General features: G+C 56.2%; 16 protein-coding genes and 1 tRNA gene. All 17 read left to right on the top strand.

Translation table 11 applies throughout. The features are described from left to right. Positions 1 to 84: 84 nt before the first annotated feature. Positions 85 to 762, top strand: a complete 678-nt coding sequence (gene trmD / locus QVP03_RS00095; RefSeq protein WP_018695795.1) for a tRNA (guanosine(37)-N1)-methyltransferase TrmD — start codon at positions 85 to 87, stop codon at positions 760 to 762. A gap of 9 nt (positions 763 to 771) precedes the next feature. Then, complete coding sequence (locus QVP03_RS00090) at positions 772 to 1,803, top strand: S8 family serine peptidase (RefSeq protein WP_022331674.1); 1,032 nt, start codon at positions 772 to 774, stop codon at positions 1,801 to 1,803. Next, the gene (gene lpxB / locus QVP03_RS00085) at positions 1,800 to 2,939 is read left to right on the top strand and encodes a lipid-A-disaccharide synthase (RefSeq protein ID WP_022331673.1); all 1,140 of its coding nucleotides are present in this window, start codon (positions 1,800 to 1,802) and stop codon (positions 2,937 to 2,939) included. Before QVP03_RS00090 ends, lpxB begins: the two co-directional genes overlap by 4 nt. 9 nt (positions 2,940 to 2,948) lie before the next feature. Further along, positions 2,949 to 3,260 carry a DUF3784 domain-containing protein gene (locus QVP03_RS00080; protein ID WP_018695792.1) on the top strand — a complete coding sequence of 104 codons (312 nt, stop codon included), beginning with the start codon at positions 2,949 to 2,951 and terminating at the stop codon, positions 3,258 to 3,260. 20 nt (positions 3,261 to 3,280) lie between these two features. Continuing rightward, positions 3,281 to 3,916, top strand: coding sequence for a fumarylacetoacetate hydrolase family protein (locus QVP03_RS00075; protein ID WP_018695791.1), 636 nt, complete (start codon positions 3,281 to 3,283; stop codon positions 3,914 to 3,916). 53 nt (positions 3,917 to 3,969) lie between these two features. Further along, complete coding sequence (locus tag QVP03_RS00070; RefSeq protein WP_018695790.1) at positions 3,970 to 4,563, top strand: Maf family nucleotide pyrophosphatase; 594 nt, start codon at positions 3,970 to 3,972, stop codon at positions 4,561 to 4,563. Then, complete coding sequence (locus QVP03_RS00065) at positions 4,564 to 6,555, top strand: S46 family peptidase (protein ID WP_018695789.1); 1,992 nt, start codon at positions 4,564 to 4,566, stop codon at positions 6,553 to 6,555. A gap of 54 nt (positions 6,556 to 6,609) precedes the next feature. Then, positions 6,610 to 8,436, top strand: coding sequence for a S41 family peptidase (locus QVP03_RS00060; protein ID WP_022331672.1), 1,827 nt, complete (start codon positions 6,610 to 6,612; stop codon positions 8,434 to 8,436). A gap of 441 nt (positions 8,437 to 8,877) precedes the next feature. Beyond that, positions 8,878 to 8,963: transfer RNA gene (locus QVP03_RS00055), tRNA-Leu, on the top strand. A 396-nt stretch (positions 8,964 to 9,359) separates the two neighbouring features. Continuing rightward, positions 9,360 to 9,944, top strand: coding sequence for an RNA polymerase sigma-70 factor (locus QVP03_RS00050; protein WP_022331671.1), 585 nt, complete (start codon positions 9,360 to 9,362; stop codon positions 9,942 to 9,944). Positions 9,945 to 10,089: 145 nt separating this feature from the next. After that, complete coding sequence (locus QVP03_RS00045) at positions 10,090 to 11,097, top strand: FecR family protein (RefSeq protein WP_022331670.1); 1,008 nt, start codon at positions 10,090 to 10,092, stop codon at positions 11,095 to 11,097. A 156-nt stretch (positions 11,098 to 11,253) separates the two neighbouring features. Continuing rightward, entirely contained in the window at positions 11,254 to 14,592 is a 3,339-nt protein-coding gene (locus QVP03_RS00040) for a SusC/RagA family TonB-linked outer membrane protein (protein WP_022331669.1), read from the top strand. Positions 14,593 to 14,597: 5 nt separating this feature from the next. Further along, positions 14,598 to 16,178 carry a SusD/RagB family nutrient-binding outer membrane lipoprotein gene (locus QVP03_RS00035; protein ID WP_022331668.1) on the top strand — a complete coding sequence of 527 codons (1,581 nt, stop codon included), beginning with the start codon at positions 14,598 to 14,600 and terminating at the stop codon, positions 16,176 to 16,178. 9 nt (positions 16,179 to 16,187) lie between these two features. Then, the gene (locus QVP03_RS00030; protein ID WP_022331667.1) at positions 16,188 to 17,105 is read left to right on the top strand and encodes a glycoside hydrolase family 18; all 918 of its coding nucleotides are present in this window, start codon (positions 16,188 to 16,190) and stop codon (positions 17,103 to 17,105) included. A gap of 8 nt (positions 17,106 to 17,113) precedes the next feature. Then, the gene (locus QVP03_RS00025; protein WP_022331666.1) at positions 17,114 to 18,379 is read left to right on the top strand and encodes a DUF1735 and LamG domain-containing protein; all 1,266 of its coding nucleotides are present in this window, start codon (positions 17,114 to 17,116) and stop codon (positions 18,377 to 18,379) included. Positions 18,380 to 18,405: 26 nt separating this feature from the next. Then, positions 18,406 to 19,926 (top strand): BT_3987 domain-containing protein, encoded by a 1,521-nt coding sequence (locus tag QVP03_RS00020; RefSeq protein ID WP_229107465.1) that lies wholly within the window; start codon positions 18,406 to 18,408, stop codon positions 19,924 to 19,926. A gap of 61 nt (positions 19,927 to 19,987) precedes the next feature. Then, positions 19,988 to 20,923, top strand: a complete 936-nt coding sequence (locus tag QVP03_RS00015; RefSeq protein ID WP_022331664.1) for a hypothetical protein — start codon at positions 19,988 to 19,990, stop codon at positions 20,921 to 20,923. Positions 20,924 to 21,345: the final 422 nt, after the last annotated feature.

Below are 21,345 nucleotides of genomic sequence, written 5' to 3'. Positions count from 1 at the left end.
CGCTCGGCTACGCGGGCTTCACCCTCGACCGGGGCCGAGAAATACCCCTTGCACCCGACACGACCAAAGACATCATATTCAGACATGCGCATTGACATCCTCACCGTCGTACCCGAACTGCTGACCTCGCCCCTCAACGAGTCGATCCTGCACCGTGCGCAGGAGAAGGGGCTCGTCCGGATCGTCGTCCACAACCTCCACGACTACGCCCACGACCGCCGCAAGACCACCGACGACTACCCCTTCGGCGGCGAGGCGGGCATGGTTCTGAAGTGCGAACCGGTTTTCGAGCTGGTCGAGAAACTCCAGTCCGAGAGGCACTACGACGAGATCATCTACACCTCGCCCGACGGCATACGCTACGACCAGCACGAGGCCAACCGCCTCTCGACGCTCGAAAACATCATCATCCTCTGCGGCCACTACAAAGGCATCGACCACCGCATCCGCGAACACCTCGTCACACGCGAAATCTCGATCGGCGACTACGTGCTCACGGGCGGCGAACTGGCGGCCTGCATCATCGCCGACTCGGTCGTGCGTATCATCCCGGGCGCCATCGGCGACGAAGCCTCGGCGCTCACCGACTCGTTCCAGGACAACCTGCTGGCGCCGCCGGTCTACACGCGCCCGGCCGAGTTCCGCGGCTGGAGGGTTCCCGACGTGCTGCTCTCGGGCAACTTCGCCCAGATCGCCCGGTGGCAGGACGAACAGTCCCTCGAACGCACCCGGCAGCTGCGGCCCGACCTGCTCGGCGAATAAGCGAATGCCATGAAACGGAAGACTTCGCTCATCGTCTGGGGTGCCGTCCTGCTGCTCGCCGCCTACGGCATCTACGACATCGTACGGGAGGTCAGGCGCAGCTATACTTCCTGCTACGCACACACCTATTCGCATGCCATCGGGCAGATGATGGGGCCGCGGTTCGATTCGCTCGCACCCCGGGGCGAGGGCATCCGCATCGGGGTGGTCGACGCCGGTTTCGGCGGGCTGCGCGACGACCGTTTCACGCGCCGTCTCCGTGTCGCGGACTACCTCGACCTGACGGACGGCGACACGACGGGATTCTTCCGCGACGACTGCGACCACGGCACCCGGGTCACACGGAACATCGGGGGCTTCTCCAACGACACCCTGCTGGGGCTGGCCTGCAAAGCCGACTACTACCTGGTGAAATCCGACCTCGAGCACGGCGAGCCGCGCGAGGACGAACGCCGCCTGTGCCGGGCCCTGGCCTGGCTCGCACAGCGGCAGGTCGACGTGGTCAACATCTCGCTGGGCTATACCGTATTCGACGATTTCGACGGCTATACGCCGCAGATGCTCGACGGCCGCACGGCGCTCTGCTCGCGTTTTCTCGACAGCCTGCTCGATGCGCACCCGCACATGGTCGTCGTACAAAGCGCCGGCAACGAGGGGAAAAACAAATGGCGCCACATCTCGTTCCCCGGGGATGTCGCCGAGGCCGTCACGGTCGGCGCGGCCGACTCCGAAGGCACGGGGCGTTCGGGCAAGAGCGGCACCGGCTACTACCCGCACCCCGTCAAGCCCGACCTGGTGGTGTACGACTCCCCGAACGGCACGTCGTTCTCGACGCCCGTGGTCACGGGGCTGTGCGCCGTCCTCATGGGGTACAGGCCGATGGAACGCCGCGAGCTGATCCGCCTGCTGCACGCTTCGGGCACCCGCAGCGCAGCGCCCGACCTCGAAACGGGCTACGGCATCCCGCAGTGCGACACCCTGCTCGGATTCCTGGATACCCCCGCTGAATTACAAACCCTACCGCTAAACGCAACGCAATGAAATACTACCTCATCGCCGGCGAGCCCTCGGGCGACCTGCACGGCTCGAATCTGATAAAAGGACTCCTCAAAGCCGATCCCGAAGCACGGCTGCGCTTCTGGGGCGGCGACCTGATGGCCGCGGCGGGCGGCGAGGCGAACCTGGCCAAGCACTACCGCGAAACCTCGTTCTTCGGCATCGTGCAGGTGCTGAAAAACCTGAGGACGATCAAACGGCAGATGCGCGAATGCCGGGCCGACGTCGCGGCATTCGCCCCCGACGTGCTGATCCTGGTCGACTACCCCGGCTTCAACATGAAGATGGCGCGCTGGGCCAAAGAGCACGGCATCCGCACCTTCTATTACATCGCCCCGAAGGTCTGGGCATGGCGCGAGTGGCGCGTGAAGGCCATCCGCCGCTGGGTCGACAGGCTGTTCGTCATCTTCCCCTTCGAATGCGGCTACTTCCCCAGGCACGGCGTCGAACCGATTTTCGAAGGCAACCCGCTCGTAGACGCCATCGAGGCCCGGCGCACCTCGCTCCCCTCGCCCGACGAGTTCCGCCGCCGGCACGGGCTCGACCGCAGGCCGATCATCGCCCTGCTGGCCGGCAGCCGCCGGGGCGAGATCCGCGACAACCTGCCGCTGATGGCCGACCTGTCGCGCAAATTCCCGGGGCACCAGTTCGTCGTGGCGGGCGTGGCATGGCTCGACCGCGCGCTCTACGAACAGTATATGGCCGGCAGCGGCATCCGTTACGTCTGCGACCAGACCTACGAGACGCTCGCCGCGGCCGAAGCCGCCGTGGTAACGTCCGGGACGGCAACGCTCGAAACGGCGTTGCTGGGCATCCCCGAAGTGGTGGTCTACCGCACGCTTTGGTTCCAGGTCAGGCTCCGGCCCTATGTACTGAAAGTACCCTGGGTGTCGCTCGTTAACCTCAACCTCGGGCGCGAGGCGGTCGCCGAGGTCATCCAGTCCGACCTCGACACCACGCGCGCCGAACGCGAGCTGCGGGCGATCGTCGCAGGCGGGGAGAAACGCGGACGGATGCTCGCCGACTTCGCCGAATTACGTACGGTTATCGGGGGGCCGGGCGCCAGCGACCGTTTCGCCGCCCGGATGGTCGCAGAATTGCGCGCACCGGAAACGAAATAACCAAAAGTTATGGACGATTTCACGATACTCCTGCTCGGCGGCGTACTGCTGATCGTCGTCGGCCTGCTGGTAAAGCGGTTCCCGATGCTGATCGCGGGCTACAACACCATGCCGCCCGCAAAGAAGAAAAACGTCGACATCGGGGGCTTGTCTTCGTTCATGCGGCGCCACCTCGTGATTATGGGAGCTTTATGGATCCTATTTACGGTCGTCCTGGAACTAACCGACCAGACGGACACGCTGGCAGTGATTTACGTAATTTACCTGCTGCCTTACGTCGTTTGGATGCTCGTTCGGGCACAACGGTACGACCACAACTGAAAATAACGAAAGACAACGCCATGAAAATCATCTGCATAGCACGCAACTACGCCGCACACGCCGAGGAGCTCGACCGCCAAGTCGGCGGCGGCACGCCGTGCCCGCCGGAGCCTACCTGGTTCCTCAAGCCCGACACGGCGCTGCTGCGCAACAACGACCCGTTCTACATCCCCGCCTTCTCGCAGGAGGTACACTACGAATGCGAGCTGGTCGTACGCATCAACCGCGTAGGCAAGGGCATCGCCGAACGTTTCGCGCACCGCTATTACGACCAGGTGGGACTGGGCATCGACTTCACGGCCCGCGACCTGCAACGGCAGGCCATCGCCGAGGGGCTGCCGTGGGAGCGCTGCAAGGCGTTCGACCGCTCGGCGGCCCTCTCGCCCCGATTCGTACCTTTGCAGGAGCTGGGCGGCGACGTGCAGTCCCTGCACTTCACGCTGGAGGTAAACGGGCAGACGCGCCAGCGGGGCGACACATCCGGGATGCTCTTCTCTGTCGACCGGATCATCGCCTCGGTGTCGCAGTACATGACGCTGCGCATGGGCGACCTGCTCTACACGGGCACGCCGGCCGGCGTGGGGCCCGTACGCCCGGGCGACAACCTGCGCGCCGTGCTCGAAGGCCGCGAACTGCTCAACTTCGACATCCGCTGACCCGGGGCGGAACGGGAACGAAGACACATGAAAACTAAAAACACGCTATAACCATGTTGCTCAAAGACAAACTCAAGCCTTACCGCCTGCTGCTGGCATCGCAGTCGCCGCGCCGACGGGAACTGATGACGGGCTGCGGGCTCCCGTACGAACTCGCCCCCAAATACGAATGCGAGGAGGTCTACCCCGCCGGCATGCCCGGCGAAGAGGTGCCGCTCTACCTCTCGCGGCTCAAAAGCGAAGCCTACCCGGCGGCGCTGGCCCCGAATGAAATCCTGCTGACGGCCGACACGGTGGTGGTCTCCGACGGCGAGGTGCTCGGCAAGCCCCTCGGCCGCGAAGAGGCCGCGCAGATGCTCCGCCGCCTCTCGGGGCGCCGGCACACGGTGGTCTCGGGCGTCACGCTGCGCACCCCCGGGCGGACGCACACCTTCGCCGCCAAGAGCAGCGTGTGGTTCCGCCCGCTCGCGGACGAGGAGATCGCCTATTACCTCGACGCCTGCCGTCCCTACGACAAGGCCGGCTCGTACGGCATCCAGGAGTGGATCGGCTACGCCGCCATCGAAAAGATCAACGGCTCGTTCTACAACGTGATGGGGCTCCCGATCCAGAAAGTATACACCGAACTCGACAAATTCCTCAAATAAATGAAACGCACGCTACTTACCCTGTTCTGTACGCTCCTCGCGCTGGCGGCCTCCGCCGACGAGGGCATGTGGCTCCCGAGCCTCATCTCGCAGCGCATCGACGACATGCGCGCCAAAGGATTCCGCCTCACGGCCGAAGACATCTACTCGATCAACAAAGCCTCGATGAAGGATGCCGTGGTGCTGTTCAACGGCGGCTGCACGGGCGAACTGATTTCGTCCGAAGGGCTGCTGCTCACCAACCACCACTGCGGCTACGACGCCATACAGGCGCATTCGAGCGTCGAACACGACTACCTGACCAACGGCTTCTGGGCCATGTCGCGCCGGGAGGAACTGCCCAACAAGGAGCTCAACGTACGCTTCCTCGTCCGCATGGAAGAGGTCACCGACCGCATCGCTGCGGGCGAAACGAAGGCCGAAATCATCCGCCGGGCCGAGGCCGAAGGCAAGGGCTACAAGGCCTCGGTCGAGCAGATGTACTACGGCAACCAGCAGTTCCTGTTCATCTACGAGCAGTTCGACGACGTACGCCTGGTCGGCGCGCCGCCCTCGTCGATCGGCAAGTTCGGCGGCGACACCGACAACTGGATATGGCCCCGCCACACGGGCGACTTCTCGCTCTTCCGCATCTACGCCGGCAAGGACAACAAGCCCGCCGCCTACTCGCCCGAGAATGTTCCCTACCGCCCCAAGCGGCATTTCACCATCTCGACCGCCGGGGTCGAAGAGGGGGATTTCACGATGATCTACGGCTTCCCCGGCAATACGCAGGAGTACATCCTCTCGGACGCCGTGGCTTACATCGCCGAGCGCTCCGACCCGGCCAAAATCGCCATCCGCACGGGGCGCCTCGACATCATCTCCGCGGCACAGGAGAGCGACCCGGCGCTGCGCATCCATTACGCCGCCAAACACGCCTCGATCGCCAACGCATGGAAGAAATGGCAGGGCGAGGCGCTGGGCATCGGCCGCCTGGGCACCGTGGCCTCGAAACGCGCCTATGAGCAGGAATTCGCCGCCTGGGCGCAGGACAAACCCGAATACCGCAGCGTCGTCGCCGACCTCAAAGCCGAATACGCCCGCATCGCGGACGCCTATTTCGCCCGCGAGATCACACGCGAAACGCTCGGCGCGCTGCCCGAGCGCTACACCCCTGAAGAGCGTGCCGAAGCCGCCTTCGCACGGCGCGAGCAGACGGAACGGGCGCTCTTCGAATGGCTTTTCGGCCAGTATGCCCGCCGCTGCCCCGTGCAGTACCAGATTCCGGCATTCCTGGCCGGCGTCGCCGCCAGCGGGTCGCCCGAAGCCTACGCCGGCGAGGTATTCGACACGCTGTGGCGGGAGGGCGCCGACACCACGGCGGTGCACGCCCTGCACAAGGACACCGAACGCATACTCGGCCACATCGACTGGATGCTGGGCACCAAGTCGCTGCGCAACCTCAACAGCGGACGCCTCAACGAACTCTACACGACCTACATCAAGGGGCTGCGCGAGTGGGACACCCTGCGGGCCTTCTACCCCGATGCCAACCTCACGCTGCGCGTGGCCTACGGCCATGTCGGGGGCTACGAATATGCCGACGGCGAATACCACAAGCCTCAGACCACCCTCGACGGCATCATCGCCAAGGACAACCCCGAGATTTACGACTACGACATCCCGCAGGCGCTGCGCGAGCTCTACGCCACGAAGGACTACGGACGCTGGGCGACGACGATCGACGGCCGCAGGACGGTACCCGTCTGCTTCCTGGCCACCAACCACACGACGGGCGGCAACTCCGGTTCGCCGATCATCAACGGCAGGGGCGAACTGGTGGGGTTGAATTTCGACCGCACATGGCGCTCGACGATGAGCGACGTGGCGTTCGACGAAACGATCTGCCGCAACATCGCCGTCGACGTCCGATACGTGCTGTTCGTCATCGACCGCATCGGCGGGGCGGGATACCTGTTCGGCGAAATGGATTTCAGCCGCCGCAAATAGGAGTAATTCACGAAAAAAACACTATATTTAGCCCGCATAACAAAATCAGCCTCTATGAAAACAATCCTCTACACATGGTTCGCCGTCCTCCTGTTCGGCATGGCAGCAGTATCCTGCGGCGATGACGACACGAAAAACAACGACACGACGGGCATAACCGGCTCGTCGTGGAAAGCATCGGAAACGGTGGGCGCCGACCGCACGACCAAGAAATACACGTTCAAGGCCTCCGCCAACTGGGTGGCGCAGAGCGACAAACCGGAATGGTGCAAGATACTCACCTCGTCGGGCGACAAGGGCAGCGACCGGCAGCTCAACATCTCGGTCGAAGCCAACGAGACCGGCAGCACGCGCAGCGCGAACATCACCGTACAGGTGAGCGGCTACGCGAGGGCGGCGCAGTTCGCCATCACCCAGCTCGGGAGCAGCAGCGGCGGCACGGGCGCAGACACCGAGCTCAACAAACAGGTAGACAAGATCCTGGAGTATTACTACCTGTGGAACGGCGAATACCAGCAGATGTCGCGCGACCTCTCGCTGGATTACATCAGTTCCAGCGACAATTTCCTGAAACGCACGCTGCTGGAGATGACGACCAACGACCTCGACAAAAAACGGCAGAGCAACGGCAGCTACTCGGTTTACTCCTACCTGATGCGGACGCCCCTCACGAAGGCCGTCGCCGGGACGACGCGCGGCGTAAGCCACGGGGTCGTAAAGGAAAAGGAGTACGGCTTCGGCATCGCGGGCCTGATGGGCGTGAGGTTTGTGGACGGCAACAACCAACCTACGGGAGAATACGGGCTGGTCGTCACGTCGGTCTACCCGGACTCCCCGGCATCGGAAGCAGGGTTCCGGCGGGGCACGTTCTTCGCCCAGTACAACGGCGCGGCCATCACTGCCGCAAACCTGAATTCGGTCTACGGCACGTTAATAGCCCCGGGAGGCGCAAGCACGGTCAAGCTCACCGAAAACAAGCAGGGCGCGCAGCCCGTATCGCTCACAGCACGCGAAATATACCCCAATCCGGTAATCCACAGCGAAGTAATCACCTCCGGTGCGCATAGGATCGGCTACCTGGTCTACGACAGCTTCGACGCGGCCTATGACGACGAACTGCTCGCGGCCGTCAAGAAACTCAAGGACGGGAACATTACCGACATGGTGCTCGACCTGCGCAACAACGGCGGCGGGCACGTCATCTCGTCGAACATGCTTTCCACCTGCATCGCCGGCGCAGCCTGCCAGGGCAAGGTCTACGAATATTACCGGTACAACGACAGCCGCATGGCCACGGTCGAAAAAACGGCGAGGGAGACCGGCAAGGAGTACGACACGGCGGCAAAAAAATTCTTCGACGAATTCTATTACGGCGACTATTATGGCGTCGACCTGCGGAATTATGCGCTGAACATGACCCGGCTGTACGTGCTCGTCACGGGCAACACGGCCTCGTCGAGCGAAGCCGTCATCAATACGCTGCGCGGGTTGGACGGCTTCACGGTGAAGCTCATCGGCGAAAAGACCAACGGCAAGAACGTCGGCATGGAGGTCAGCAAATTCACCGTAGGCAATTACAGCTACGAACTGGCCCCGATATCGTTCCAGGGCTACAACGCCAAGCAGGTGACCGTCGACAAGAACGGACTGGCGGTCGACACCGCGTGCGAGGAATGGGACGGGGAATTGAAAGATTACGGCGACCGGAGCGAGCCGATGCTGGCAGCGGCCCTGAGCCAGATCACGGGACAGAAATCGGTAAGCGTATCGGGCACGCGCAGCACCGCGCCGGGTGTACGTCCGGCAACGGACATCGCATTGCCCGACTTATCGAACCGCCCGAGCGGCATGATCGTATTCCTGCCGGCTTCGAAGGAGTAACGGAAGACCGTCCTAAATCGAGGGGGCTGTCTAACAAGTCCAATTTTAACGATTTCACCCCTGCCGGAGTTTATTCTGACAGGGGTGATTTTCGATTTTCGGGACTTGTTAGACAGCCCCTCTTTTCTTAACCTGGCACCGGCGCACGTAACACACGCCCGGCGGTTCCGCCACGACCTCGGCCACAGCTCCGCCGCCGTATCGGCCTGGCAAATGAACCCGCTAAGGTCTCCGCCCCAACCGCTTCCGCCGCCTTTACCACCAAGCACAGGCACCTGCGCAGACATCGACACCGCCCCCGCGGCAGGTAGAGCACGGCGGTTTGCGTCGCCACGACGCCGCTGCCGGAAGAATAATCCATATTACATGGAGAAAAAATTTGGCGGATTAAAATTTATGCCCTATATTTGCACACCCGAAATCCGAAAGGATACGTACAATGCCCAGGTGGTGAAATTGGTAGACACGCTACTTTGAGGGGGTAGTGAACAATTACGTTCGTGCAAGTTCGAGTCTTGTCCTGGGCACAACTAAAAGAAAAAGACAATTGATGATCAATCAGTTGTCTTTTTTTTGTTTGCTGTCTTGCACGAGAGTAATAAAAAGCCAGCGAGATCATTTCAATCTCATTAACACGAACTTGCCTGAATTTTATTGATTTTTTCCTCGCACACTTCTTCTTATAATGTTTTATAATCTCCCTTGATGCCTTACTCATTCATGTGCTTTTTTTATGTTTCACTTTCGGACTCGACGCGTCTGACCGAAAGTGTCCATAACGATATGATTTGACCTCCTCCTTTTCTCCGGTTCGTTCCGCATGAAAGAATAAGCCCGGTATTTCACATCGCCCAATATCAACAGACATTCTATAAATTTTTGAATTTTGATAAAAAAGTTTACCTTTGAATCAATCTACACGTATGTCAGAACTGGATAAACATATCACGCTCGAAGATTTCGAACGATTATACTCCGAGTATAAGCCTCGTTTTATCATTATCGCCCGGTCATACATCCGCAACAATATGGCCGCGGAGGACATCGTTACCGACAGCTTCCTTTATTTTTGGGAAAACAAGGACAAGCTGAATATTACTACGACTATCCAGGCATATATTTTAGGATCCGTGAAACATGGCTGTCTTGAATGGCTGCGCAACCAGAAAAACAGACTCAAAATCCAGCAACAAATACATACGACGGCTTACCGCAGCATCAAAGCCAAAATCACCGTTTTGGAAAGTACCAACCCCGAAGCATCCTTTACGGCGGAAATAAAATCCATCATCGAAAGCCAGATCAACAAAATGCCCGAACCCATGCGGCAAATCTTCCTTTACAACCGCTTCGAGGGCAAGACTTACCAAGAAATCGCCGAAATTACAGGAATCAATGTGCGCAACGTCACAGCCAATATCCAACGGGCTTTGGCCATCATGCGAATCGCACTGAACGACTATCTCATCATTTTAATTATCGTCCTGTATTCCAGCGTTATACGATAATTAAAAAAATTACCATTTTATTAAGAAAATTTATTTAACGAAAAACGCACTTTTTCGATGTAAATGTCGTGCGCCCACGCACCATATAATCGTAAACAGACAAAGCATAATTTCGTTATCGGGAAAAATTACCAAGGGAAAAATTATGGATTCGCTGCGGGCTGCCCAAATTCATAATGCACTCGCCACACTATGTAAAAAAATGGACAAAGAATTATTATATAAGTACATAAACGGCCAAACTTCCGAGCAGGAAGAAAAAACGATTGTAGACTGGCTCGATGCCAACCCCAACAACCAGAAAGAACTAAATGCATTATGGTCTATGCAGGACGCACTTATCGCAAATGTCCCTTATCCGCACCACCCCCATCTGCACCTGCCGACCAGACGCCTGAAATGGTATCGCCAGCGCTTTATTCGTATCTGTACCCAGGCTGCCGCAGTATTACTATTGGTCGCTGGCAGTTGGTACGCTTCCAGAACCGTCATTATCGAAGATACCGCAAAACAATATCTGTCCGTTGCCGCACCGGCAGGACAACGTATAGACATTACACTCCAGGACGGAACCAGCGTTTGCCTGAACAGCGGGGCAAAACTGGAATATCCGATACGGTTCAATAGGAATCGCCGTGTGAAACTCTCCGGCGAGGCCATGTTCAACGTAGAGCATGATGCCGCCCGTCCCTTCATCGTGGAAACTTTCGCCTGCGACGTGGAAGTGCTGGGTACGAAATTCAACGTAACGGCAGACGAACTGACACACGACTTCACGACTGCATTATTGAGGGGAAAAGTCAAAGTAACCAACAAACTGGCAAGCGGCGACCAGATTATATTAGACCCGAACGAAAAGGTATGCCTAAACGGGAATCGTCTGGTATTGACCAGGATTGAGAATACGGACGACTATTTATGGACGGAGGGTATTCTGAATCTCGTTGGACACCCGTTTGCCGACATCATCGCCAAAATGGAGAAAACATACGGTGTGAAAATCCAGATCCAAACGGCCGAACTTCCGCAGATCGACGTTATCCGCGGAAAAATCCCCGTCAATATGGGGCTGGACTATGCGCTAAGGGCCTTGCAGAAAATAACCCCGTTCCAATATGAGAAAGACGAAAACAATGTAATCCACATAAAATAACTATGACGAGATTATCTAACAAAAACCTACAATGCCTATGAGATAAGACTATGAATTTTCAAAGTCGCAAAAAAAGCCCGCAGGTGTAGCAACCACCCGCAGGCATAGCGGCTAATAGAATTTGAACCAATCTAACAACCACTAATCTACAAATCTATGAATAATAAATTTATTCAGCAAATTAAATGCTGGTTTACTTTTCTATTCATGATTTGCTCCACGTTCTCCGCATGGGGAGCGTATGCCCAGACCGCGAAAGTAACATTGCAGATGGACAATGTTCGCATGGAGCAGGTTATGAATGAAATAGAAAAACAGACCAGCTATTTCTTCATCGTAAATAAAGGCGTAGACATTAACAGAACCATCAGTATCAATGTCGCCGATAAACCGCTCGATACCGCTTTGCAGGCAATGGTCGCCGGAACGGATACCGAGTACAAAATCTACCAGCAGAACATTTATCTTTCCGCAGCCCCGGACAAGAAAACCGCAAACAACGGTTCCACAAAGGTCAGCGGTGTCGTGCGCGACACCAAAGGGACACCCGTTGTCGGGGCATCGGTGGTCGTAAAGGGAACGACCATCGGCGAAAGTTCCGGACTTGACGGCGCTTTCTCGCTCCAAGTCCCCGCACCTGTGGAAACCGCCGAATTGTATATCAATTTCATCGGCTACGACCCCGTAACAGTAAAAATCGGCACACAAACCTTTTTTACCATAACACTCAACGAAGCAGCCGAGCAGATTGAAGACGTGGTGATCACGGCCCTGGGTATCAAACGCTCGGAAAAGGCGCTGGCCTACACCGTGCAGCAAGTGAAGTCCGAAGCCGTGACGACCGTGAAATCCGCAAACTTCGTAAACAGCCTCGCAGGTAAAGTCGCCGGAGCCGTTATCAACACCAGTTCGTCCGGTGTGGGCGGTTCGGCCAAAGTCATTATGCGCGGTATGAAGTCGATTATGCAGACCTCGAACGTACTTTATGTAATCGACGGTATTCCCATGCACAACTTCACCAGCGATGGCAGCATGGAATTCGGATCACGCGGCACAACGGAATCCATCGCCGACATGAACCCCGACGACATCGAATCCATATCCGTTATGACCGGAGCCGCAGCCGCGGCATTGTACGGTTCCGACGCCGCGAACGGTGCAATGCTCATTACCACCAAGAAAGGTAAGGCCGGAGCAACACAGATACAGGTTTCGAGTAACACGGAATTTATGAACCCGCTGCGCCTGCCGGATTTCCAGACCCGCTACGGCACGGGGCGTAAAGGCAAAGCCAGCGGTTCGACGATCCACAGCTGGGGCGCACCGCTCAACCAGGCGGCACGTTACAACTACTCGCCCGAAGATTTCCTGCAAACAGGTCACATCCTGACGAACTCCGTAACACTGTCCGGGGGTACGGAGAAAAACCAAATCTATTTCTCGACCGCAGCGGTAAACTCCAAAGGACTGATCCCCAACAACAAGTATAATCGTTATAACTTTACATTCCGCAACACGTCGAACCTGCTGAACGACCGTTTGACACTGGACGTAAGCGGCAGCTACATCATCCAGAAAGACCGCAACATGATAAACCAGGGCGTGTACTCAAACCCGCTCGTATCGGCTTATCTCTTTCCCCGCGGCGATGATTTTTCGCTCGTAAAGGCATTCGAGCGCTGGAACCCCGCACGCAAAATCTATGAACAGTTCTGGCCGCAGGGCGAGGGCGGCGACCTGCGCATGCAGAATCCCTATTGGATCGCCTACCGCAACCCCCGCGAAAACAGCCGTAAGCGCTATATGTTCACAGGCGGCATTACCTATAAAATCACCGACTGGATGAATGTCGCAGGACGTATCCGCGTCGATAACACCAACAGTTTATATACGGAAAAACTGTACGCCACATCGAACCCCACGCTGCTGGAGAACAGCAAAAAAGGTAAATATACCGAAACCCGCGGCGAAGAACGACAGACCTACGGCGACGTAATGCTCAACCTCAGCAAGACGTTCAAAGAGAAATTCTCGCTCGACGCACATATCGGCGCGTCGATCAAAGACAACCGCTTCGACGAACTCTCGGTATATGGCCCCATTGCCGGCGCTCCCAACATCTTCAATGTCGTGAACCTCGACAAGAGCCAGAAGAAAACGCCGAAAACCGGCTGGCACGAACAAACGCAGTCGTTTTTCTACTCCCTGGAACTGGGCTGGAAGTCGCAACTGTTCGTAACGACGACCGGACGTAACGACTGGGCGTCGCAACTTGCCAACTCACCCCAAAAGTCGTTTTTCTACCCCTCGGTCGGCGTATCGTGGCTGCCCAGCAGTACATTCAATTTCCCGGAGAAGTTCAACTACCTGAAAATCCGTGCTTCGTGGGCTTCGGTAGCAAACCCCTTTCCGCGGGAACTGACAATCGCCACACACCCTTACGACGACACCATTTCCGGCTGGGACGACAAATCGAACTACCCTATCGGGCAGCTTTACCCGGAGCGGACGAAAACCTGGGAATTAGGTTTCGACGCCCGGTTCCTGCATGGATTCACACTCTCGGCATCGTGGTATCGCGCCGACACCTATAACCAGACTTTCAATCCGAATCTGTCCGCATCGTCCGGCTACTCCGACATCTATATTCAGACCGGACACGTGCGCAATACGGGTGTCGAGGCAAGCCTGGGATACGACCACCAATGGAAAAACTGGAATTGGAACTCGCAGTTTACTTTCTCCTGGAACAAAAACAAGATCATCGAACTTTGCAAGGAGTGGTACAACCCGATCACCGAGGAAACGATCACCATGAACAGACTCCAGATCAGTAAACTGGGGCGTGCGAAATTTATTCTCAAAGAGGGCGGTTCGATGGGCGACCTTTATTCCACGACCGACCTGCGGCGCGACGACAAAGGCAACATCGAGATCGACGAGGGCGGCAACGTCGTCGTAGAGGACAACCTGCCCGACATGAAACTCGGTTCCGTATTCCCGGACTATAACCTCGCATGGCGCAACAGCGTATCGTGGAAAAACCTGAACCTCGGATTCCTCGTGACGGCACGCATCGGCGGCATCGTCAATTCACTCACGCAAGCCAACATGGATCTATTCGGCGTGTCCGAAGCAACGGCTGCCGCGCGCGATGCCGGGGGTGCTTTGGTAAACGGCCGCAGCCTGGTAAACCCGGAAACCTGGTATACGGCCATAGCATCGCAGGGCGGAATACCCCAGTATTACACCTATTCGGCAACCAATGTCCGGCTCCAGGAACTTTCGCTGGGGTACACGATTCCCCGCAAATGGCTGCACAACGTATGTTCGATCACCGTATCGTTCGTAGGCCGCAACTTGTGGATGATGTATTGTAAAGCGCCGTTCGACCCCGAAGCCGTGGCATCGACAAACAATTTCTATCAGGGAATGGACTATTTCATGATGCCCTCGACACGTAACCTGGGATTCAATATTAACATTAAATTCTAACGGCTATGAACAAAATAAAGACAATAATTCGTGCCGTTGCTCTTATCGCAGTAGTAAGCGCATCGACGGGATGCCTTGACAACTTCGAAGATTACAACCGTAATCCGAACGAAGCGACAGACGACGAACTGGAACGCGACAACTACCTCGTGGGGTCGAAACTCACCAAACTGCAAAATATGGTGATCCCCTCGGAAGAACACCTATACCAATTTGTCGAAGCACTCGAAGGCGGCAGCTACGGCGGATATGTCGAAGCGACGGTAGACAGCTGGGAAACGAAATTCTCAACGTTCAATCCCACCGCCGACTGGCTCAAAGCGCCGTTCGTGGATGTCATCACCGAAACTTACCCCGCCTACCGCGGCATCATCAACAAAACCGACGACGAAGTGGCGGTAGCCCTGGCCAACGTCCTGCGCGTGGCGATTATGAACCGCCTGACCGACGCTTACGGCTCGATACCCTACTCCAAGATCGTAGAGGACAAAAAAGAACGCCTGACCGTCCCCTATGACACGCAACAGGAAGCATATACGCAGATGTTCAAAGAACTGGACGCCGCGCTGGAAGCGCTGGAGCGCAACCGGGATTTGAGTACGGAAGCCTTCGGCGAATACGACCAGGTTTACAACGGCGACCTTAAAAAGTGGATCAAATACGCCAATTCGCTTAAACTGCGTATGGCGATGCGCCTTTCCTATATCGACGAGCAGACCGCAAAGGCCAAAGCCGCGGAAGCCATCGCCGACGGGGTCATCACCGAGAATGCCGACAATGCGAAGCTTCAGCCCGAACTCAACCGCACGGCATTGCTTTGGAACAGTTGGCAGGATCACGCCATCGGAGCCGACATCCTCTGCTACATGAACGGCTACAAAGACCCGCGCCGGGCAAAGATGTTCACACAGGGAACCGTCGGAGAGGGCGATGCCGCCGAGAAAGGCTATTACGGCCTGCGCATCGGCACGACACCGGCCAACAAGTCCAAGGCCGTAACGGCATGCTCCTCGATGCTCATTACCGACACCGACCCTATCTTATGGATGAACGCCGCGGAAATCGCGTTCCTGCGCTCCGAATATGAACTGCGCTGGGGAAGTGCGGTATCGGCACAGAATTTCTATGAACAAGGCATACGGCTTTCATTCGAGGAACGCGGCGTAGCCGGTGCGGAGGATTACATCGCCGACGAAGCGAACGTCCCCGAAGCCTACACCGATCCTCTCGGCGTTATCGAAAACAACACCGCATTACCGCAAAGCCGCATCACGATCAAATGGAAAGAAGATGCACAGTTCGAAGAAAACCTCGAACGCATCATCACCCAGAAATGGATTGCGATTTTTCCGCTCGGAAATGAAGCGTGGGCGGAATACCGGCGCACGGGCTATCCGAAACTGATGCCGGCCAAAGACAATAAATCCGGCGGAACGGTGAATTCCAAATACGGCATGCGCAGACTTCCCTACCCGTCCGAGGAATATTCCGAGAACCGCACAAATGTCGAAGCGGCGATAACTTCGCTCGGCGGCCCCGACAACGGCGGCACGCGCACATGGTGGGACTGCAAACCCTTAAATTAATCCGAAGCTATGAAACAGACTATAAAATACCTGATTCTGGCGCTGCTCATTCCCGCGGCCTATTGTTTCACAGCCTGCGACACGGACATCGAGCCGATAGACCAGCAGATCATAAAACCCGACCAGCAAGATCAGGCGCAGTACGCCGCATATCTGGCAGCCCTCAAAGCGTATAAGGCAAGCGAACACTACGTCGTATACGCAAGCCTGGCAAATGCCCCGGCCGTACCGGGTTCGGAAAAGGCATTTCTGCGCTCACTGCCCGATTCACTCGACATCGTGGCACTTGAAAACGCCGGCAACCTGACCGAATACGACATCGAGGATATACCCCAAGCGCAGGCCAAGGGCACGAAAATCCTCTATACCGTAGATTACAACACACTCGCGGAATCTACGGACGCCGTAGCGCTGGGAACATATCTCGACAAGGTGATCGAGGACGTAAACCGGTATAAGTTCGACGGCGTAACGGTACGTTACGGCGGCGCTATGGATGCCGCGGCGACCCAAGCCGCAGCAACGATTGTCAGCAAACTGTCGTCCCTGACCGGCAAAATCCTCATGGCGGAGGGTAACCCGCTCTTTATCGCAAAGGAGAGCCACGACGCCATCACCTATTTCGTACTCACGACTACGGATGCCGTCAATACGTTCAATATCCGCAGCCAGCTTGCATACGCGACCGATTATGCCGGCATTGCGCTCGAAAAAATCATCATCACGGCCGAGCCGGGCGGGAAACTCACGGATGAAAACCTTGTGCAGCAACCCGCAATCGCCGAAGCCGCCAAAAGCGTAATTACAATGGGGCCGTTAGCCGGGCTGGGTATTTACAACATCGGGGACGATTACTACGACGCTTACATAAATTACAAACAGACCAAGCATGCCATCGGCCTGCTGAATCCGGCAAACCCTAAATAATGCGCCTTATGAAATTGAGAAGAACATATCTGTATTTTGTATCGGCTGCCTTTATCCTGCTGGCCGGGTGTGAATCGGATTATGAAAACCGTTACCCGTTCGACAACGCAGCATACATCGACGTAGCCGAAACGTCAAGCGACAACAACGTAACTTTTAAAAAGACCGTTACGCAGCTCGACCGCGAACTCTCCGCCGTGCTGATCTCCCCGGCAAAAGAGAATATCGAGGTGACATTTGGCATCGACCCGTCGCTCGCGGCCACCTACAACGCCAAACACGACACGAAATATGCGGTACTCGATGAAAGTTACTACGAGTTCCCCGAACGGACGGCAACCGTAGAAGCCGGGAAATCCGTATCGGAACCTTTGACCATCCATTTTAAGAACCTCGACCAGCTCGATATAGATGCAACACAGTTGCTTCCGGTAACTATCGTTTCAGCGGGGGGGGGACTTTCGACCCTCTCCGGTTCCCAAACCGTCTATTATCTTGTGCGCCGTTCTTCGGCCATCACGACCGCCGCCGTACTCACCGATAACTGGATAGACGTGCCTGCGTTCGACAAAGCCGGAACCGCCGACTGCGTAAATGGACTGACAGCCGTAACCTATGAAGCTATCGTCCGCGTTCACGATTTCCACTATGCAGGTCCCACTTCGTCCTACATCGAAGAAAAGCTCTCTACGATCATGGGTGTGGAACAACACCTGCTGCTGCGTATCGGCGACACGAATTTCTATGCCGACCAGCTCCAGGTAGACGGATCGGGCGTAAGCCTGGGCAAATTCCCCGAAAAGAACAAGGGTAAACTTCTGTCGCTCGAGGAGTGGTATCATGTCGCTTTCACATACGACCTGGAAACCGGTATCGCCTGCATCTACGTAAACGGACAACTCCAAAGCCAGACGCAGGTAGCGCCGACCGTAAAGGTCATAAACCTCGGACTGCGGGCCATAGACCCCGACCCGGAAACGGACGCCCGGCAATTCTTCATCGGGTACAGCTACGACGCTTTCCGCCAGCTCTGCGGCGATATTTCAGAGGTGCGCATCTGGTCCGTCGCACGTACGCAGGCCGACATCTGGCGCGACATGTACGACGTGGAAAACCCGGCCGAGAAGCCCGAATTACGCGCTTATTGGAAATTCAACGAGGGGTCGGGAAACATCATCAAAGACTGGTCGCAGTACGGAAACGATGCCGTAGCGCATACCGATCTGAAATGGAATACCTCGGTGGAAATTCCGCAGCTCAACAAGCAAGAATAAACCGTAAATCTTGAACTATGAAAAACATGAATAAAATAACAGGTCTGCTGCGCACTTCGGCACTTTGCCTTACGCTCGCAGCGATGGCCGCGTGCGACGCCGAGGACTTTACCCGCACGGCCGGGGATATTCCCGGCAAGGACGACCTTGCAAACGTCGGCGGAGTGCTGCGCCGGGAAAAAACGCCCGATCAGATTTCGGCACTCAAACTCAGCGAAGAACAGACGACCACAGACGCCGTGTTCTACCAACTGACCCAGCCCGCAGCCGCAGACGTAACGGTTACGGTCGATGCGGACGCAACGCTTGTGGACGAATACAACAAAGACAAACAAGGTGACGCAAAACTGACGCTGTTTCCGTTGGAAAATGTGACTTTCGAAGGAGGCAAAACGCTGACGGTCAAGAGAGGAGAGAAAACCTCTCCTGCTCTTACCGTCACGTTGAGCCGCGAAGGGGTCGAAAAAGGCGCCTATCTGCTGCCCCTGCGGGCGACCGTTGCCAATAACGACATGTCCCCGTCCGAAAAAGACCAGGTAATCTACTACCGGATCCTGGTCGGGGAGATCGTACCCGAAACGCAGCTCGATGCCTATGCTTTCAAAATCGTGGGATATGTCAATACCGAGGAAATGAACCCGCTGATGGGAACCAAATTTTATGCAGAAACATTTGACCCCGATTTCAATACGATAACCCAAACGTGGATCGATATCGAAGTACTCCGCCCCGCGGCGCTAAAATTCGACAAGACGACACGGCGGGCCATGCTCGACATCGGACCGGATCTGCAATACGTCTTGAGCAACCGCGACAAATACCTCATGCCCTTGCAGAAAAGCAGTCGTAAGGTGCTTATTTGCATCACAGGCGGAAATACGGGACTTGGATTCTGCAATATGACCGACGAGCAGACCGCTGATTTTGTTTTCCAGCTTAAATATGTCGTGGAAACATATAAGTTGGACGGCGTAAACTACTTCGACATCGAAGCGTCCTACGGCAAAGACGGTATGCCCGGTGTAAATCCCGCATCCTACGCCAAACTGATAAAGGCGACAAAGGAAGCATTGGGCGACGACAAACTCGTCACCGTGGCCTGCGACGCGGAGAGCACCGACCTGCTCGCTACGGCACACGACGGCATCGAAGCCGGAAAATACATCGACTATGCCTGGTCGGGAATTTTCGATAAGGTCGTAGATGCCTATGCCGACGGCGCGAAACTCAAACCCATCGCCGGGCTGGAGCAATCCAAATACGGCGGCGCGCTGCTGAAAACGAATAATACGCAGGAAAGCGCACAACTAAACCCCATTTTAACTCCCCTTATTAAATCCCTCTACCGCGAAACCCAATCGGGGAACGTATTCGCATTCTGGGATATGCCGACAAACTCGGCAGGATATGAAGAAGGCCCCAAAAGTGCTTTCAATATGGTGGCAGACGCAGTTACCGATTGGGATTGGGAATACGACGGAATGATACTACTGATAAACGTAACCTGGGATGATCGAAATTACGGCAATTTCACTAAAGACTGGTAAAAAACACTTTAACTACAACCTATAATTCTCAAACCTCAACCTTTTAACTAAAATTTGCCTTATGAAAAAACAAATCTTATTCGCAGCCTGCACCTTGTTCGCTGCATCCGCATTGTTGATGACCTCGTGCCAGCAGGCCGAGGAACCCATCGCAAACGACCCGACCGATCAGGCCGGCCCGATGACCCGCGCGGCAACGCTCGGCAACTTCTACCGCGTTGTTTACGTCGAAGTAAACGACGTCAATCCGCTCAACGCAGGAGAATATCTCCTGTCGGACGGCACTCCGTTCTTTACGCACGTCATTCTCTTTGCATCCAACATCCGCGGCGACGCATCGGGCAATGTCCACAACTACAACAACCCGAACAACGCCGCAATCCTCGCAAATCCCGCCAAGTACATCGCGCCGCTCCAGGCAAAAGGTATCAAGGTCATCATGGGCAACCTCGGCGACCACACCGGTGCCGGATTCGCCAACCTTACCGCAGCACAAATCGGTACTTACACGGATGATCTGGTTGCCTACGACAATATCGTAGACGGCTACGATTTTGACGACGAGTGGGCGGAGTACGGAACCCGCGGCTATCCCTATGCTAACAGCACTTCGTACAGCAACATGATTATCGCACTGGCAGGCAAGACCAACAAGTCGATCAGCGTATTCGATTGGGGTAACACAGGTACGCTCTCATCCACGGCTATCAGCCATCTCGATTGGGGCTGCCAGGGTTCGCTGAACGGCTATGGGTTCAATTCGTCGTTCGCGGCTGGCAAATACCTGCCGCTGTTCGTAAACCTGACCAGTCCGCTTTCGGACACCGCAATCAGATCTCGCACAACGCAGGCCAAGAACGCCGATGCACGTGGTATCTGTTTCTTCAACCTGCCGATGTCGCCCTATCGCCTTTCGTCGTTTAACGCAGCAGCCCAGGCTTTCGGGGAAACCGTTTCGCACACCGGAAAGACCTACTCGAAAGACTATGGCAATTAATGTTTTACGCGAAATGAGAAGAAATAGGTTGTGATTAAAGTGTCCGCGCACCACTTTCGCGGTGCGCGGTTTTTCATCCGAAACAAACAACAGCCATGAAAAAGACAATGATAACGTGTATGTTGTCGCAGCAGCGGCATACACATTTACATTTACAGCCTGCAATAGTGCAGAAGAACCCGTCATAGCCCAACCGGACGGACAAACTGCCCCCATGACCCGCGCGGCGACAATAGAAAACTTCGCCCGGTAACGAAGGGTCGAACGAACACGGGGACATGCGAATGCTTCGCCGCATGCGACGATACGGCGGCTACATCAGCCACGGTTTCCTTGCCGGCACGCGGGGACAGTTTATATGATGGGCGGAAAAGATTCGAAAAACGGGGGGTGGGAGTACGGATCCCATCCCCCTACCCAAA

The organism is Alistipes sp. CAG:29, from assembly GCF_000435435.1.
Lineage (GTDB): Bacteria > Bacteroidota > Bacteroidia > Bacteroidales > Rikenellaceae > Alistipes > Alistipes onderdonkii.
The sequence above is the reverse complement of the archived record's forward strand: the minus strand, read 5'-3'. Positions and strand labels throughout refer to the sequence as shown.